The sequence below is a fragment of the Mesorhizobium sp. M0968 genome (genome assembly GCF_040319065.1).
Classification (GTDB): Bacteria; Pseudomonadota; Alphaproteobacteria; order Rhizobiales; family Rhizobiaceae; genus Mesorhizobium.
Genome location: NZ_JAMYNL010000004.1, coordinates 104,050 through 120,562, shown reverse-complemented (window position 1 = coordinate 120,562; position 16,513 = coordinate 104,050). Strand labels below are relative to the sequence as shown.

12 protein-coding genes are annotated in these 16,513 nt (G+C 63.5%); 5 read left to right on the top strand and 7 right to left on the bottom strand.

All coding sequences use genetic code 11. The features are described 5' to 3' along the window. Positions 1-29: 29 nt before the first annotated feature. From NKH67_RS08530 to NKH67_RS08505, 6 genes are all read right to left on the bottom strand, one after another. Complete coding sequence (locus NKH67_RS08530; protein ID WP_353030566.1) at positions 30-866, bottom strand: GNAT family N-acetyltransferase; 837 nt, start codon at positions 864-866, stop codon at positions 30-32. 5 nt (positions 867-871) lie between these two features. Further along, positions 872-1,612, bottom strand: a complete 741-nt coding sequence (locus NKH67_RS08525) for an aspartate/glutamate racemase family protein (protein ID WP_353030564.1) — start codon at positions 1,610-1,612, stop codon at positions 872-874. A 2-nt stretch (positions 1,613-1,614) separates the two neighbouring features. Next, on the bottom strand, positions 1,615-2,433 hold the full coding sequence (locus NKH67_RS08520; RefSeq protein ID WP_352451583.1) for an ABC transporter permease: 819 nt from the start codon (positions 2,431-2,433) through the stop codon (positions 1,615-1,617). A 4-nt stretch (positions 2,434-2,437) separates the two neighbouring features. Next, positions 2,438-3,349 (bottom strand): ABC transporter permease, encoded by a 912-nt coding sequence (locus NKH67_RS08515; protein WP_353030562.1) that lies wholly within the window; start codon positions 3,347-3,349, stop codon positions 2,438-2,440. A gap of 202 nt (positions 3,350-3,551) precedes the next feature. Beyond that, positions 3,552-4,841: an ABC transporter substrate-binding protein gene (locus NKH67_RS08510; protein WP_352451581.1), complete on the bottom strand. Its 1,290-nt coding sequence runs from the start codon at positions 4,839-4,841 to the stop codon at positions 3,552-3,554. A gap of 36 nt (positions 4,842-4,877) precedes the next feature. Beyond that, entirely contained in the window at positions 4,878-5,966 is a 1,089-nt protein-coding gene (locus NKH67_RS08505) for an ABC transporter ATP-binding protein (RefSeq protein WP_352472207.1), read from the bottom strand. Between the two features lie 258 nt (positions 5,967-6,224). Here NKH67_RS08505 and NKH67_RS08500 point away from each other — a divergent pair, with 258 nt between their 5' ends. The 5 genes from NKH67_RS08500 (at position 6,225) to NKH67_RS08480 (ending at position 15,164) form a co-directional block, all read left to right on the top strand. Beyond that, on the top strand, positions 6,225-6,938 hold the full coding sequence (locus NKH67_RS08500; RefSeq protein WP_023676076.1) for a GntR family transcriptional regulator: 714 nt from the start codon (positions 6,225-6,227) through the stop codon (positions 6,936-6,938). Positions 6,939-7,277: 339 nt separating this feature from the next. Further along, on the top strand, positions 7,278-9,365 hold the full coding sequence (locus tag NKH67_RS08495) for a di-heme oxidoredictase family protein (RefSeq protein ID WP_353030560.1): 2,088 nt from the start codon (positions 7,278-7,280) through the stop codon (positions 9,363-9,365). Continuing rightward, a complete protein-coding gene (locus NKH67_RS08490) occupies positions 9,362-10,792 on the top strand; it encodes a putative sulfate exporter family transporter (RefSeq protein ID WP_353030558.1) in 1,431 nt (476 codons plus the stop codon). The genes NKH67_RS08495 and NKH67_RS08490 overlap by 4 nt, the downstream gene beginning before the upstream one ends. A 36-nt stretch (positions 10,793-10,828) precedes the next feature. Continuing rightward, positions 10,829-11,551 (top strand): phosphoadenylyl-sulfate reductase, encoded by a 723-nt coding sequence (locus NKH67_RS08485; RefSeq protein ID WP_352612185.1) that lies wholly within the window; start codon positions 10,829-10,831, stop codon positions 11,549-11,551. 853 nt (positions 11,552-12,404) lie between these two features. Then, the gene (locus tag NKH67_RS08480; RefSeq protein WP_353030556.1) at positions 12,405-15,164 is read left to right on the top strand and encodes an AfsR/SARP family transcriptional regulator; all 2,760 of its coding nucleotides are present in this window, start codon (positions 12,405-12,407) and stop codon (positions 15,162-15,164) included. A 125-nt stretch (positions 15,165-15,289) separates the two neighbouring features. On the opposite strand, the gene NKH67_RS08475 is transcribed toward NKH67_RS08480, so the two are convergent. Continuing rightward, positions 15,290-16,387, bottom strand: a complete 1,098-nt coding sequence (locus NKH67_RS08475; protein WP_353030554.1) for a lactonase family protein — start codon at positions 16,385-16,387, stop codon at positions 15,290-15,292. Positions 16,388-16,513 lie beyond the last annotated feature (126 nt).

Sequence of the window (16,513 nt, the reverse complement as noted above, 5' to 3'; positions counted from 1 at the left end):
CTTTGCACTGGAAGTCGGCTTGTACCGCCTCACCCCAACTCCAACGTCGTTATCGCAAAAACTCCGGACTGCACGAGCTGCGGCGCCTTTCCCTTGTACATCCGAGCCGTCTCGAAGCCCGGTTGAAGGCCTGCGGACGACAGCAAGTCTGCAAATTGCCGGCTGGTTTCGGGAACGTCGAGATGGACGTTTCCGGGACCGGACATGTGCGCGAGCGCGGCGAAGAGATGGCTTGCCGCGTCCAGGCTGTCGGCAAAGAGCGGGCCGATCTTGCAGCCGTCCCGGCATTGGCGCGCGACGCCGTATCCCGCAATGGCGCCGTGCTTGAGGATCGCAAGCGCCATATGCGGCGGGCGCAGCCAGTGTTCCAGGAAGGATCGCCTCGGACCGGGAAAGAAGCGGCGGTCATAGTCCAGTATGTCCGGCACGAGTTCCGGCCCTATGGCGCGAATGTCGTTGCCGACGGCTGCCGGCACATTCGGTGACCCCATGAACCGGATCGTCCGGTAGGCCGGTGCAAAACCCATGCTGCGGTAGTTGACCTGCTGTTCGACAACGCCGTCGAGGCCGATCGTGCGGTTGCCGAGCCGCGCTATGCCGGCATCCCAGACCGCCTTGCCATGACCTTGGGCACGCCTGTTCGGCCGGCAGATGTAGAGGCCGATGAAGCCGAAACCGTCGCCATAGGCAACGGCCGAAATGCCGGCCGCCATCTCGCCATCGATAAAGGCGCCGATGAAGCCCTGCGGGTCGGCTGCCTGAAACAGCGCGGCATCGTTAAGGCCGGGATTCCAGCCTTCCGCCGCCGCCCAATCGACAAGGGTTTGCACTTCTTCACGTGCGAGCGTTCGGATCGTTCGGGGCATTGCGATCACTCGGCGGCGCCAGGCGCGAAGGATTTCAACGCGCCATGATAAGACTTTGCCAACGGGCTTGCATAGGCGCCGCGCTTGGATGTCGTCAGGCCAAGGGCGATCAATGCCTCGGCCTGTTTCACGGCAGCGCCCACGCCGTCGATGACCGGAAGCCCGAATTCCCGCTGCAGCGCCGCCGCCAGATCGGCCATGCCGGCACAGCCGAGCACGATCGCCTCGGCGCGATCCTCGTCGACGGCGCGCGCAATCTCGTTGCGCAGCCTGAGCAGTGCGTCGGACGCCGGATCTTCGAGGGCAAGAACCGGGATGTCGGCGGCGCGCACACGCGCGCGCCCTGCCATGCCATAGCGCTGCACCAGGCCTTCGACCGGCACGCGCGAACGTCCGGTGGTGGTGACGACGGTGAAGCGCTGGGCGATGAACGAGGCCGTGCTGAGCGATGCCTCGCAAATGCCGATGACCGGAATGTTGGCCATGGCGCGCGCGGCATCGAGGCCGGTGTCGTCGAAACAGGCAATGATCGCGGCTTGCGCGCCCGAGCGTTCGCCGGCGGCGATCTCGACCAGCAGGCCGGGCACGGCAAGTGCTTCATCGTAATAGCCTTCGATCGATACAGGTCCCATCGACGAGGTGACGGCAACGATCTTCGTCGATTGAGCAGCGACCGATCGGGCCGCCGCCGCGATAGTGCCGGTCATGCTGGCGGTGGTGTTTGGATTGACGACGAGGATCTGCACTGTCAGGCACGCTCGCGGCGGCGGCCGACATAGACGATTGCGCCGAGCGTCAGCAGGATCACCAGGAAGGAAAATACGGTCGTCACCGTGCCCAGCGCATAGAGCACCGGCGTCGTGACATTCGTCGTCATGCCGTAGATTTCGAGCGGCAACGTGTTGAACGTGCCCGAGGTCATCAGCGTGCGGGCGAACTCGTCATATGACAGAGTGAAGCCGAACAGGCCGACGCCGATCAGGCTGGGCGCGATCATCGGCAGCACGACATGGGCAAAGGTCTGCCACGACGATGCTCCGAGATCGCGCGCGGCTTCCTCATAGGCTGGCGAGAACCGGTTGAAGACAGCAAACATAATCAGCACGCCGAAAGGCAAGGTCCAGGTCAGATGGGCGCCGAAAGCGGAGGTGTACCAGGCGGGGCGGAAGCCGATCTGCTGGAAGACGACGCCGATGCCGAGACTGATGATGATCGACGGCACGACCAGGCTGGCGACGGCCAGATAGAACAGTGCGGTTGCGCCGCGAAATTTCTGCCGGAAGGCCAGGCCGGCGAGCAGCGACACGGCGACAGTGACGACCATCACCATCAGGCCAAGGACGAGCGAGCGTTTGAAGCTGCCGCCGAAGTCGCCGACCGCCTGGCGCTCGAACAAATTGGCGAACCAGTGCAGCGACACGCCGTTCAGCGGAAATGTCAGACCGCCGTTCTCGCCCTGGAAAGAGAGGATCAGGATCGCCGAAAGCGGGCCGTAGAGGAACAACACGAAAAGACCGAAGAACGCCGCCAACACATAGAATTCGAGGGTGCGCTTGTCCTGGCTCATCGCCTCACAGCTCCTTGCGGATGTCGACGATGCGCAGGATGCCCGCGACCATCAGCAGCACCAGCACCAAGAGCACGACGGCGTTGGCGGCGGCTGCCGGATATTGCAGCAGCGACATCTGGTTCTTCATCATCAGCGCGACGGAGGCGCTCTGCCCGCCGGACATCACCTGCACCGTCGAGAAGTCGGCCATCACCAGGGTGACGACGAAAATGGTGCCGATCGCCATGCCGGGCTTGGCGAGCGGAATGACGACGTTCCACAGAACCTGCCAGCCGGAAGCGCCGGCGTCGCGCGCGGCTTCTATCAACGACTTGTCGATGCGCATCAGCGTGTTGAAGATCGGCGTCACCATGAACAGCGTATAGAGATGCACCATGGCCAGCACCACGGCGAATTCGGAATAGAGCAGCCATTCGATCGGCTTTGGGATCAGCCCCATTTGCACCAGCGTCGAGTTGACTAGGCCATTGCGGCCAAGCACCGGAATCCACGAGATCATGCGGATGATGTTGGAGGTCAGGAACGGCACCGTGCAGACAAGGAACAGCACCATCTGCATGGCCGTGGTCCTGATATGGAAGGCAAGGAAATAGGCGACCCAGAAACCGATGAACAGCGTCAGCGCCCAGACGATGGCGGCGTATTTCAGCGTATTCAGGTAGGTTTTCCAGGTGACCCAGGAGCCGAGCGTGTCGGAATAATTGGTGGTCAGGAAATCCGGATACATCGCCGCGAAATCGTAATCCCAGAATGAGACCACGGCGATCATCAGAATTGGCAGCAGGAGGAACGCGCCGAGGATCAGGGCAAGTGGTGTTGCCTGGAGATAGGGGACGAGGGCGGCAAAGGAGCGCCTACGTCTGGCAGGCTTTGCAGACGTAACGTGCGTGGATTGTTCGAGCGCTACTGCCATCTATATCTCGGTCGAAGTCGGCGATGCGACTGAGGGGTGTTCCCTTCTCCCCCTGTGGGAGAAGGTGGCCGAGCGAAGCTCGGCCGGATGAGGGGTGTTCCAGCTTGGCACCAACAGCGCTCCAGCCAGCACCCCTCAACCGTCTTGGCGCTGCGCGCCAATCCACCTTCTACCACAAGGGGAGAAGGGGAAGACGTTGTACCTACGCAGCGATGAACTCGTTCCAGCGCTTCACCATGTAGCGGTCCTCGTCCATGACCGAGTTCCAGCAGGCGACCTTGCCCATGCGCTCTTCGAACGAGCCGCCGTCACGCACGGCACCGGCCTTCTCCATGACCTTGCCGTCCGGCGACAGGATATCGCCCTTTGCCGGCTTGCCTTCGATCCAGTAGCCCCACTCGTCCTCGGACATGAACTTCTTGGCCGACACCATGTTGGCCGAGTAATAGCCCTGGCGGTTGAGATAGCCGCCAACCCAGCCGGACGTGTACCAGTTGATGTATTCATAGGCGGCGTCGAGTTCGGCGCCGGAGAGATGGGCTGCCAGGCCAAGCCCGCCACCCCAGGACCGGTAGCCTTCCTTGAGCGGCTGGAACCGGCACGCGATGCCCTTGGAGCGGACCGCGGCCACGGCCGGCGACCACATCGACTGGATTACGACTTCGCCTGAAGCCATCAGGTTGACGCTCTCGTCGAAGGATTTCCAGAAGGCGCGGAACTGGCCGGCTTGCTTGGCCTTGATCAGGAAGTCGATCGTCTTGTCGATCTCCTCCTTGGTCATGTTGCCCTTGTCGGCGTATTTGATGTTGCCCGTTGCCTCCATGATCATCGCCGCATCCATGATGCCGATTGACGGGATGTTGAGGATGGCGGTCTTGCCCTTGAAGGCCGGATCCATGATGTCGGCCCAGGTGGTGATATCGCGGCCGACGAGGTCGGGGCGGATGCCAAGCGTATCGGCATTGTAGATCGTCGGCACCATGGTGAACCAGTTGGTCGGCGCCTTGGCGAAGACCTTGCTGTCCTGCGCCTCGACGTAACCGACGGTATGCGGCGCGGTGCCCTGGGCAATGACGCTGTCCGGCGTCAGCTTGCCGGTTTTGAACAGCGGCACCAGCTCGTCGTAATATTTCAGCTTGGTGACATCCATCGGCTGCAGGACGCCTGTCGGGAACACCTTCTTGCAGATCCAGTATTCGATGTCGGCGATGTCGTAGCTGTCGGGCTGCGTCACGGCGCGCTGCGCGGCGGCGTCGGAATCGGTTGCTGTCATCTCCAGCGTGATGCCGAGGTCGGCCTTGCACTTGTCGGCGATGGCATTGAGGTTGGATACGCCGGTGCCGAACTGGCGCAGCGTGATGTTCGATTGCGCCCAGATGGTCGGAAAGCCTGATATGGCGCCGGAACCGGCGGCGAAACCGACGGCGGCGGCACCTGTCTTGAGCAGCGAACGTCGCGATATTCCAGTCTTCTTGTCGGTGGTGTTGGTCATGTTCAGTTCCCCTGTTTTGGTTGGTTATGCTGGATTTCAGGAATCGAGACGGCCAAGGACGATCGCGTCCTCGGCGTCCCAGGCGATCGGCACTGCGTCGCCGACGGCAACCGGCCTGGCGAAGAAGCTGGTGTCGTCGACGATCACCGTGAAATCCTCGATGCCGGCGCCATTGACCGAGAGCTTCACGGTCGAACCGCGGTACTCGACGTTTGCAATAATGCCGGTGAAGCCGAGCCCGGCTGCCGGCGGCTCGCCGATGCGCACGTGGTCGGTGCGAATGGCGATGTCGATGGGTTCCCCGGTCTCCCTGCCCTGCCCGCTGGCGGCGAGCGTGACGCCGCCGGGCACATCGAAAACGACCATGCCGTCGCGACTGCCGGCGACGCGCCCGGAGATGACATTGTGGTCGCCCATGAAACGAGCGACGAAGGCCGTGGCCGGCCGCTCGAACACCGTGCGAGGGTGCGCCGCCTGCTCGATACGGCCGTCGTTCATCACCACGATCAGGTCGGCCAGCGCCATCGCCTCTTCCTGGCTGTGGGTGACGTGGACGAAAGTGATGCCGAGCGACGTCTGCAGCTTCTTCAGCTCGGCTCGCATGCGGATCTTCAGGAAAGGATCGAGCGCCGAAAGCGGTTCGTCGAGCAACAGCGCCTCGGGATCGGTGATCAAGGCGCGCGCAAGGGCAACGCGCTGCTGCTGCCCGCCGGAAAGCTGCGCCGGGCGGCGGCTGGCATAGGCCTCCATCTGCATCAGCTTCAGCATGTCGAGCGCCTTGGCGCGGCGCTCCTCCTTGCCGACGCCTTTCATCTTCAGGCTGAAGGCGACGTTGTCGATCAGGTCGAGATGCGGAAACAGTGCGTAGGACTGGAACATCATGGCAGTGCCGCGCCTGGCCGGCGGCAGGTCGGTGACCACTGTGTTGCCGAGACGCACGTCGCCACTCGATATGCTCTCGTGCCCGGCGATCATGCGCAGCGTCGAGGTCTTGCCACAGCCGGACGGACCGAGCAGGCAGCAATAGGTTCCGGCAGGGATTTTCAGGCTGATGCCTTCGACGGCAGTCGTCGCGCCATAGACTTTCGAAACGGACACAATGTCGATTTCGGCGGCTTTGGACATCCAGCTTCCCCTTTGGTCGGATTAGCCAAAGCATCATGCGTGCCAGTTGCGCACCGCCGCACCAACTGACTGAATCCTCGAAGAAATCAGGGCCGCCTCTATGTAGCTGCCGATACGTCGGCCTTGTGCAATGCACAAATTATAGGCGATTGCCGCCGATCTCCGCAAAGATCGTATGCAATCTTTTTCATCTCTGTATTCACTTTGTCTCTCGTCCAAGCGATGCGATTCAGGGTAGAAGAACGCAGGACCACTGCCATGAACATTGCCGACCAGACCTTCCCTGCTATCGAGGCCGCCAACGAGGATCGCGCGCAGGCGATCCGCGACCAGTTGCGCGACGCGATCGTCGATCGCCGGCTGGCGCCGGGAACAAAGCTTTCCGAAGGCGAAGTCGGCACGCTGTTCGATGTCAGCCGCACCGTGGCGCGTGCCGCACTGCAGATGCTTTCCTTCGAGGGATTGGTGCGCACCGAGCGCAATCGCGGCGCCTTCGTCGCCAATCCGTCGCCGGAGGAAGCGCGGCAGGTTTTTGCTTCGCGCCGGCTCATCGAACCAGGCATCGCGATTGCCGCCGCCGGACGGATGACGCCGGCGCATGTCGCCGCGTTCAAGGCCCAGCTCGACGAAGAAGGCCGTTTCATCGCCGAACGCGGACCGAACGCAAGGCGATCGGAGATCAAGGCGTCGGGGGATTTTCACCTGCTTCTGGCGTCGGTCGCGGGAAACGTCATCCTGCAGCGCTTCATGGAGGAATTGGTCGCTCGTTCATCGCTGGTGATCGCACTCTATGGCCGCTCGGGCATCTCGAGCTGCGGCCACAACGAACACACGCAGATCCTCGAGGCGCTGGAAAATGGCAATGCCGAACGCGCCAGCGCGCTGATGCTGCACCACATCGACCATATCGAGGCCGACCTCGATTTGCGCGTCAGGAGCGGCCCGGCACTCAGGCAGGCGCTCGAGTTCTGAAAATTTGCCGTTCGCGGCAACCTCGCCATGCCCATAATCACCTTGGCCCGACAAGCGCTTGCCTTGCGAAGCGCGCGCGGCCGCACGCCTTCCCCCAAAGCGCAAGATACGGCCGGCGGTTGAGGTGCCGTACACGATACGTAAGTGCACCCGCTCAATGATTGCGTCGAGATAAGCGTCACATGCTCGGGGCCGCATGTAGACGCATCGAGGTATCGAGCCGGGGATGTCGCAATGCGCAAGGGCCTTGCCGCGGTGCTTATGGATTTCGTCAAAACTCGTCGGTCGCGAGGAAGCTGCGCCTCGCTGGACCTTTCGTTTGGCCGGATTATCTCCGGAATGACAGCGGTGTCTTTCATCTTGCTGCCGACGGTGGGCTTCACCAGCGATCACATCTCCGCCTGGCGCCTGGGCGCCCGTATCGTCGCCGTCAGGCTGCCGGGCGTGGCCGGCGTGCGCGAGGTGGGGCGTTTTCATAATGGCGGACCGATACCGGGAAATCCGGAATTCCTGCTGACCACGCGCGAAGGACGTGTGCTCGATCCGCTTAGGGTTCTGGTCGCGGTAGGCAGCAATTTCGGCGCGCCACCAGGCGATCTCTTATTCAAACCTGGCGCGATCCTGTCAATCGATCCGCGCGGCGACAAATCGGGCACGATCCTGGTTCCGCAGGATCTCACCGACCAAGATCTAGCCGACTATGGCGGAGCGAGCCCAGTCCAGCTCTACACGGCGCAGAGCGAGCCATTCCTCAACCGGCGCTACAATGGCCAGGCTCGAACGGCGCGGCTGGCGGCGGCATCCGGACCGCGCTACATCTCGATCAACAACGCCTTTGGAAGGCCCTGGATCGCCAACGCGCCGAACGGATTGGCCGGCGAAGGCAGCGTCACCGTCGTCGACCCCGACGGAGCCCCGCTCGACAATGCGCCAAGCCGCGAGGCCGGCGGCGTGTTCGCCGGCCGGTCTACCGATCGCGAACAAGCGCAGATCGCTCAACCCACTGGATGGCTGGCGAGCGGCTGGCTGGCCAACGGATGGCTGGCGAAGCGGCTGAACTACCGGGCAAGCGGCCAACTGACGCCCGGCGGGCTGCAGACCGGTGCGCTCGGAACGGCGTTTCTCGGCCCGTCACCGGACGGCAGCGGATTTGCCGTGTTCGCCGCGGTCACTGCGGACGGCAGCGTGGTCCAGATCCATGTCCAGGACGGTGTCGACGGCCTAGCCGGCCCTGGCACGGTGAGCATGGGCCGCAACAGCGGCGACGATCCCGGCGTCATCGGCATTGCCTTCAAGTGGAATCCGGACCGTGTTCTCTACATCGCCGACCCCGGCCGCGACCGGCTGGTGCTGCTGAAACTGCAAGACGACCGGCGGCATTTCACGGTCGCCGGGGCTGGCATGGTCTCGCTGCCGGAATTCGATCGTCCAGTCGACATCGCCGCCGCTGTCCCCGAGATCGCCAATCCGCACTTTTCGAGCCATACGACGCTTGCCGGCGGGTCGGACCTGTTCGTCGCCAATCGCGGCGACGGCTCGCTACTGCGCATAAGCCAGGACGGCCGGCTTCTCGCCCGAGCGACGATCGACATCCCTGGCCTTGGGCCTCTCGGCGGCGATCGCCTGCGAGCCATCGCAACGTCGGCGGACGCGCAGCGGATCTGGATAACGATAGGCGGCGAGCTTCCCGGATTTCCCGGCCGCGACGGAGCGCTGCTCGAGGTCCCTGCTTTTGACGAGCACGGCGTGTCGGCGACGGCCCAGCAGACGCAAAATGCTGCCGCCAACCCCGATCTCGCCGCTCGCGGAAGGGAGCTGTTTCAGACCGATTTCACGCCGCGGACCGGTCTTGGACCATTGTTCAATGCGACGTCCTGCCTGTCCTGCCATCCCGGCCCCGGCGGTGCGAGCGCGGATGAGAACCGTTTCGCGCGCAGGATAGCCCATATGGATCCGGGATCCGGGCACACTGTCCCGATCGATCATCCCAACAGCCCGGTCGCCCGGCGCTACATGCTGCGCGATGCTGCCGGCATCGCGGCTGAACCGGCTGCACTGCCGCAGCAGGCCAATGTCATCTCGCTGCGCATGCCGCCCAGCCTCTACGGCGTCGCTGGCATAGACGACATATCCGACAGCGTCATCGAGGCGCAGGCAGTCAGCAAAGACGACGGGATCAAGGGCCGCCCGCACTATGTCCTCGATGCCAACGGCGCGACGCGCGTCGGCCGCTATGGCTGGAAGGCCGACATTGCGGTCCTCGAAGAGATGGTCGCCGACGCTTTCACCAGGGAGCTCGGCATCACCAGCGTCGTCTCCGGCCACAGCGGGACGGACACGCAACCCGTCGAACAAGGGTCCGGAGAGATCGAGGCGGTGGCTGCCTATCTGCGAATGCTCACCCCGGCCGAGGAGGCCAGGCGATGAGCATCGCCCTGACGTTTTCGCATGCGCCGGAACAAGCGCGCTCGATCTTGCCCGGTATCGCCGTGGCGGCCGCGCTCGCCCTTGCGGGCGGCTGGATTGCCGGCGGATTGGGCGAGCCGCTGTCGCGCAATCCGGTCCTCGTCGCCATGCTCTTCGGGCTGCTGATCGGCAACAGCTTTGCCTGCCCCGACGTCCTGCGCCCGGGGCTCGACTTCACCAAGCGCTACCTGTTGCGCCTGGCGGTCGTCCTTGTCGGCTTCCGCATCACGACGCGACTGTTCCTCGATCTCGGGCTGATGCCGCTCGCGGTGGCGGCCATCGAACTGATCCTGGTCGCGGCTTTGCTCTACGCCATCGCACGTAGGCTGTTCAGGCTGGAGGCCGAGATCGCGTTGCTGGTCGCGGTCGGAAGCGCCGTCTGCGGCGCAGCCGCCATTCTCTCAGTGGCTGCGCTGATGCGCGCACGCGACCAGAGCGCGGGGGTTGCGATCGCCCTGATCACGCTCAGCGGCACCGCGGCGCTGCTCGTCTATCCCGTGATGTTCCTGGGCGGCTGGCTGCCGCATCTCGACGACCGGCTCTACGGCGTGTTCGTCGGCGCGAGCATCTTCGAACTGGCGCAGGTCTACGGCGCCTCCTTCGCAGTCTCGGACGGGGCGCTGAACACCGCTACCCTCGTCAAGCTCAGCAAGGTGCTGATGCTCATCCCGCTTCTGCTGGCCATCGGCACGTTCTTTCGCGGCCGCAAGAGCGCGCCCGGAGCAACGCCGATCCCGTTCCCGTGGTTCGTCGTCGCCTTCATCGGCGTGGTGATGCTCAATTCGCAAATCACGCTCGATCCGCAACTGCGCCGCGGCATTCTCGACGTCGACCAGTTCCTGTTCCTGATGGTGATTGTCGCGCTCGGGGTCACCACACGCATCGGCCGTCTCGGCGAAGCCGGCGGTGCGTGGCGCCTGATCGGCCTCGGCTCCAGCGGAGTGCTTTTGTCGGCAACCCTGGCCTATGGCGCACTGATCCCGTTCTCGGCCGGCTTCCTGGCCTCGCCGTCGGTCTCGAGCGAAAGCGCAATGCTGGCCAGCGATGGCGGAAGGCTCTTCGCTTCGGTCGGCTGCGCCAAATGCCATGTGCCGGCGCTGGCGGGCACAAAAGGCGAAGTCAGGCTCTACTCGGACCTTCTGCTGCACGACATGGGATCGGCGCTCGACGACAAGATCATCCAGGGTAACGCCATCGGCGCCGAATGGCGGACAACGCCGCTGGTCGGCATCCGCCTGCGCCAGCGCTTCCTACATGACGGCCGCGCGACCACACTGCGCGATGCAGTGTTCGCGCATGGCGGCACGGCGCAGATCGTCCGCGACCGCTTCTTCGGCCTGGACGAGGCCGACCGCCAGGCGATCCTCGATTTCGTGAGCAGACTATGAACCGGCCGCGTCACGCCAAAACCGGACCGAATCGCCATGCATGAAGGCATCATCGCGGAGCTGAACCATCTCGACGGACCCGAGCTGCTGGCGCCACTCGTCACCGACTTGTTCCGCGGAAAGGTAGCGCTCGTCTCCTCATTTGGCGCGGAATCTGCGGTGTTGCTGCACATGGCCGCATCGATCGACAGGTCGCTCCCCATCGTCACGCTCGATACCGGAAAGCTGTTTGCGGAAACGGTCGCCTATCGTACGCAATTGACGGCCTTGCTCGGCCTCACCGACGTGCGCATCGTCACGCCCCGGGCAAATGTCCTGCGGGTGCTCGACGGCTCTGGATCGCTGCACCGCAGCGATCCGGACCGGTGCTGCCACATCCGCAAGGTGCTGCCGCTCGAGAAGGCCCTGAGCGGTTTCAAGGCCTGGATTTCCGGCCGCAAGCGCTATCATGGCGGAGTTCGCACGGATGTTGCGACGCTGGAAGAAACTGACGGACGCCTGAAGATCGAGCCGCTCGCCCGCTTCACCCGGCAGCAGATCGAGGTCTATCTCGACCATCATCGCCTCCCCCGGCATCCGCTCATCGAAAAAGGCTATTTCTCGATCGGTTGTGCGCCCTGCACCGTCGCGTGCGGCAGTGCGGACAATCCGCGCGCGGGCCGCTGGAGCGGATTGTCGAAAACAGAGTGCGGGATCCACCGGTCGCCCATCCCCTCGCACAATCCGGTCCCGTCCGCTTCCCGATTTCCGGTTGCGTAAGGCACCGAAGACCCGGGCGCCCAACAAGCCTTGAAAACTAGGCACGCTTGCGAAAACTGGGAGATCAATCGCCGGGAAACTAGGTGACCGTACCGATGTGCGCGGATGCCACTGCGCACAGGATGAGCTCGTGCGTTTGGAAAGGACTGCCAGGCAGCCCATGAGCTTGCCAATCGGAGGGAATAGCCATGATCAGGTCTTCTACCGGATTTGGAGCCGACGGTCGAAGACCGAGTGCGAGGTTCGCCCGCCGTCCATTGCCCAGTTTCAGGTTGCGCAACCATCGAGATCCGCCCTCCCGGGATCAGCCAGTGCCGCTTCATCTACGAAGCCCCCACGAATTGTCGCATGACTGCGCCAGGCTAACGTCAATCGGATCGGCGGGACGGTCATGGCAGCACGACCGTCGCTCGATGATTGGTCGAGCGGGAGCCCCCATGGCCGCCTTAGATGCCTTTGAAGCCGATGCGACGCAACCGCTCTCGGGCACAGGCCGGATCGCCAAGCTGGCGGCGCCGCGCAGCGCCAGGATATTGAGGCGGAACCGCGTTCTCGAAGCGATCGATCGGGTGTCGCGGTCGGGCGTATGCTGGGTGGCGGCACCGGCCGGCTACGGCAAGACGACCGCGGTCATCGATTATCTCGAAAGCGTCGAGGCGCCGCACATATGGTACCGTGTCGATGAGGGCGACCAGGATATAGCGCGGTTCTTTCAATATCTGGCGCAGTCGCTGGACTCAGTCTCGGCTGGAGACATGCCGGTCTTCGGCGCCGAGTATGCCGAGCAGCCGAAGGAGTTCGCCAGGCGCTTTTCCAGAGCCTATTTCGCTCGGCTAAAGCCCGGCCAATTCTGGTGCTCGATGATTTGCACGACGCCGATACCGCAGAATTTCGGGCGGTGCTTTCCGAGATGTTCCGTGAACTTCCTGACACCGTCCGCTGCATCTGTGTCTCACGCACGCTGCCCCAGGAGGAATTGGGCGACCTCATTCTCAAGGGCAAAATGGCTGTCATCGACCGCCACGCGCTCGAATTCTCGACCGCGGAAGCGCGCGATCTCGTCCACCTGCGTTCGAGGGACGCCGCTCGGGTCGATGTCGAGGCGGCGCGCGGTTGGGCGGTCGGGCTCGTCCTGCTCGCGGACCAAGGCACCAAAGCCGGACTGGACGGCACAACGGAGACGGTCCTCGGCGGGCAGAATGTGCTGCCCGACGTTCTCGGCCGTCATTTCTTCCTTTCCCTTCCCTCCGTCGACCAGGACATGCTGCTGAAACTCAATCTGCTGCCCGAAATCAGCGCCGGGTTGGCTGACGAGATGATCGGGTCGGGCGAATCAGGAAAGCTGCTCGACAGGCTTTACAGGCGACAGTTTCTGGTCACGCGCTCGGAAAACAACCGCGATATCTTTCACCTTCATGACCTCTTGCGCGACTTCCTCGAGCGTCGTTTCGCACAGCAAATTGCCAGGGAAGAGCAGCAATCGCTCCGGCGAAAGGCGGCGAAGGTCCTTGCGGGGGCGGGCCGTCATGACGAAGCCATACGCCTCGCCTTACAGGCCGACGACTGGGACCAAGCGAGCGACCTGCTGCTGAGCCGCGCAGAGGACTTGCTGGCGCAAGGGAGCCGCGCGACCTTCATCGAGTGGTGCGGCCGATTGCCGGAAACCATCATGAATGGCTGGCATTTCTATTGGCTGGGCGTGGCCCACATGCCCGACGACGCTGCGGCGGAGCGTTGGCTGTCCAAGGCGTGGCAAGCCTTTGGCGAGGCCGACGATCTGCGCGGCCTGTGCCTCACGGTGTCGCGGGCGGTGTTGGTCAAGACGGCCAGCTGGCGCACGTACGAAGGTCTGTCCATGTGGACGCGACGGGCGTTCGAGCTGATCGAACGCGGGCTTCCGGAACTACCTTCCGAGGAAGCGATGCTGGTACGCATTGGCATGATGCGGGCGCTGAACTTCGGCGACGACTGCTATCGCAGCAGCCCCGCCGGACAAGCACTCGAAACCGAACTCCTGGAGCGGTTGACCCGGAATCCCGAGCACGATCCGAGCGGATTGCGGCTGCTTGCCAGCGAAACGCTGATCGATCTTTCGGTATCGACCATGCGCGCCGATCTGTTCGCCAAGGCCGTCGACAGCGTCGTTGACGATTTGAGTGACAAGAGCGTGCTGCCTTGGATTCTCGGCATGTGGCTGGTCGCCTTCGGCGCGGAAAGTGGACGTTATTTTTCCTATAAGAGAAGGGATTTTCCCTATCCGTCGGCCGAGGCGGCGTTGCGGGCGGCGATCGCGATTGGCGAGCGCGAATCGCTGAGGGGCGTGGAGTTCGGGGGGCTCTATCATTTGCAAATGCAGATGAAGGTCCGCAACGATTTTGCCGAGTTCCACCAAGTGGTCGAGCGTTTGGCCGAGATCGCCGACAGCCGTTTCACCACGCAGGTCGCCGTCGTCGCCGATTGCCACGCCGCGCTCCATGCCAGGCAAGGCGATTTCACGGCCGCTTACCAGGATTGCGAGCGCTTCATGACTGCCATCGAGGCGGCCAACGAGCCGATGATCGAGCGCTGGCCGCACTACATCACGCAGTTCCAGGTGCTGCTGGCGGACAGGAAGCCGCGCGAAGCCGCCGTGCTTCTCAGCGATCTGCTGCCGCGGTTGGACGGCGGCGCCCACAAGCGAACCGAGATATGCATTCTGGCAGCGGCCGCATTGGAGAACCTGTCGAGCGACGATCCGCACTATGGCGACCGGCTGCAGGCCTTCCTGGAAGCGCTGCGCGACATCAGCTGGCCAATGGTGCTGCTCAATGTCCCGGAATTGCTCGCCGAACTGCTTGGCGATGCGCTTGAGCGCGGCATCGAGCCCGAGTTCTGCCGGTCGTTGATCCGCGAACGCCGGCTCGAGCCGCCGCCCCGGCGGCCCGCCGCCTGGCTCTGGCCGCTCAGGGTCCACGTCCTCGGAGGCTTTCGGCTCGAACTCGATGCAAACCCTCTCGCGCTCGGCGCGAAGCCGCCGACGAAGGCCCTCGACATCCTGCGAGTGCTGGCGATCTCAAAGGAAAATACCTGCTCGCTGGAGACCATTCAGGACTGGCTGTGGCCCAACCTCGACGGCGACCAGGCGCGGGCGGCGTGCGACCAGGCGCTTCATCGGCTGCGCAAGCTGTTGGGACGGACCGACCTCATCGTCCAGCGCGAAGGCAAGCTTCGCCTTGCATCGGACAAGGTCTGGGTCGACCTCGCCGACTGGGAAGCACGGCTCAAGACTGTCGCAAAGGTCAATGCGGAGGGATTGCGGCCAGACGCGGAGGCGCTCTTCCATGCATTCCCGGGTCCGTTGTTGTTGCACGAGCGAACCGCTTCCTGGTCGCTCCCGGCTTGCGAGCGCGTGCGTCGCGAACTGATCGATCTTGGGCTGCGGCTCGGCCAGCGGCTGGCGGGGACCGACCAAGCCGACAAAGCACGGGCGATATATCTAGCGGTATTGGACTTCTATCCAGATGCCGGACCGATCTGCAAAGCGCTGATAAAGGAGCAACTGTGCCGCAATGATTTCGAAGGCGCAGTTGACGAATATGGGCGCTACGAGCCGCGCATTGCGTACTGCCGGTGACGTAGCGGCCGCAGACATACGCGCGCTGGTGGCTCCCTATCTCGCGCGACGGGCGTCCCGACACTCGTATTGAAACGACACGTTCTTATGGCCATGGTACTGGCGGAATTTTCACCCGCCAGCGCTCAACGCACGATCCTCACGCACATCGGCGTGCCAATATCGATGGATCGGCCGGTGTCGGTCAGCCGGCCGGTTGCGGCATCACGGGCGAAAATCGAGATGCGGTCGGCATTCTGGTTGGCCGAGAACAGATGGCCGCCCGAGGGCGTCAGTGCCAGATTGCGCGGCGTGGCACCGCCGCAAGGCGTATAGTCGACAAGAGCAATCCTGCCTGTTTGCTGGTCGATCGAAAACGCCACTATGCTGTCATGGCCGCGGTTGGAGCCGTAGAGAAAGCAGCCGTCAGGCGAGATCTGGATGTCGGCGCAGTGATTGCCGTTGCGCGCCTCGGGCGGCACGGCCGGCTTGCTGTCGATCACCGTAAGCTTGCCTGATGCTTCGTCCAGCGCCAGCGAGACAACCGTCGAATCCAGCTCGTTCATGACGAACACGAAGCGACCGCCCGGATGCAGTGCGAGATGGCGCGGACCCGCGCCTGGCGCAAGCGCCGACTCGGCGAGCTTCGACAGGCTGCCGTCTGAGCCGATGCGATAGGACACCAGCCGGTCGATGCCGAGGTCAGCGACGATCGCCATGCCGCCGGCAACCGTCTCGGTTACGCTATGGGCATGCGGCCGCTCCTGGCGGGCAGGATCTGGTCCGGTCCCGCTATGGGCAACGCTCGACAACGGCGCTGTCAGGCCGCCATTCTCATCCAACCCATAGACCACAACCGAGCGATCGGGGCCGCCCTCGCCCATGCCGTAATTGGCGACCAGCAGCTTCGTCCGGTCGCGCGTGATGGTGTTGTGCGCCGTGATGCTGCCCAGCGCCGGCTGCTTGTTGATGTAGGACAGCGTGGCGGTCTGCCTGTCGAAACGGTAGGCCGAGACCACCCCTTCTCGCCAGGTGAACACTTCTGAGTTGGCATAGATGTGGGAGCCGTCCGGCGTCACCGACAGGAAGGTGGGATTGTCGATGTCTCCCGTCTCGGCCAGTTTCTTCGTTTGCAGCGTCCCTTCGTCGAAACTGTAGACACCCAGCCCGATGCCGCGCGCGCCCTGAAAATACGGGGCGTCGCGATTGAGGCTGCCGACGAAAATCAGACAGGCATTCTGCATCACTTCCTCCCTTGTTACGCCGGCATTGGCCCCAACGGAGCAGGCAAAATTTCGCCGAGACTCGCTTGCAACACAACCCCATATGTGAAAATACTATTCACAAAAGAAGATTGACGGGAGGATCGA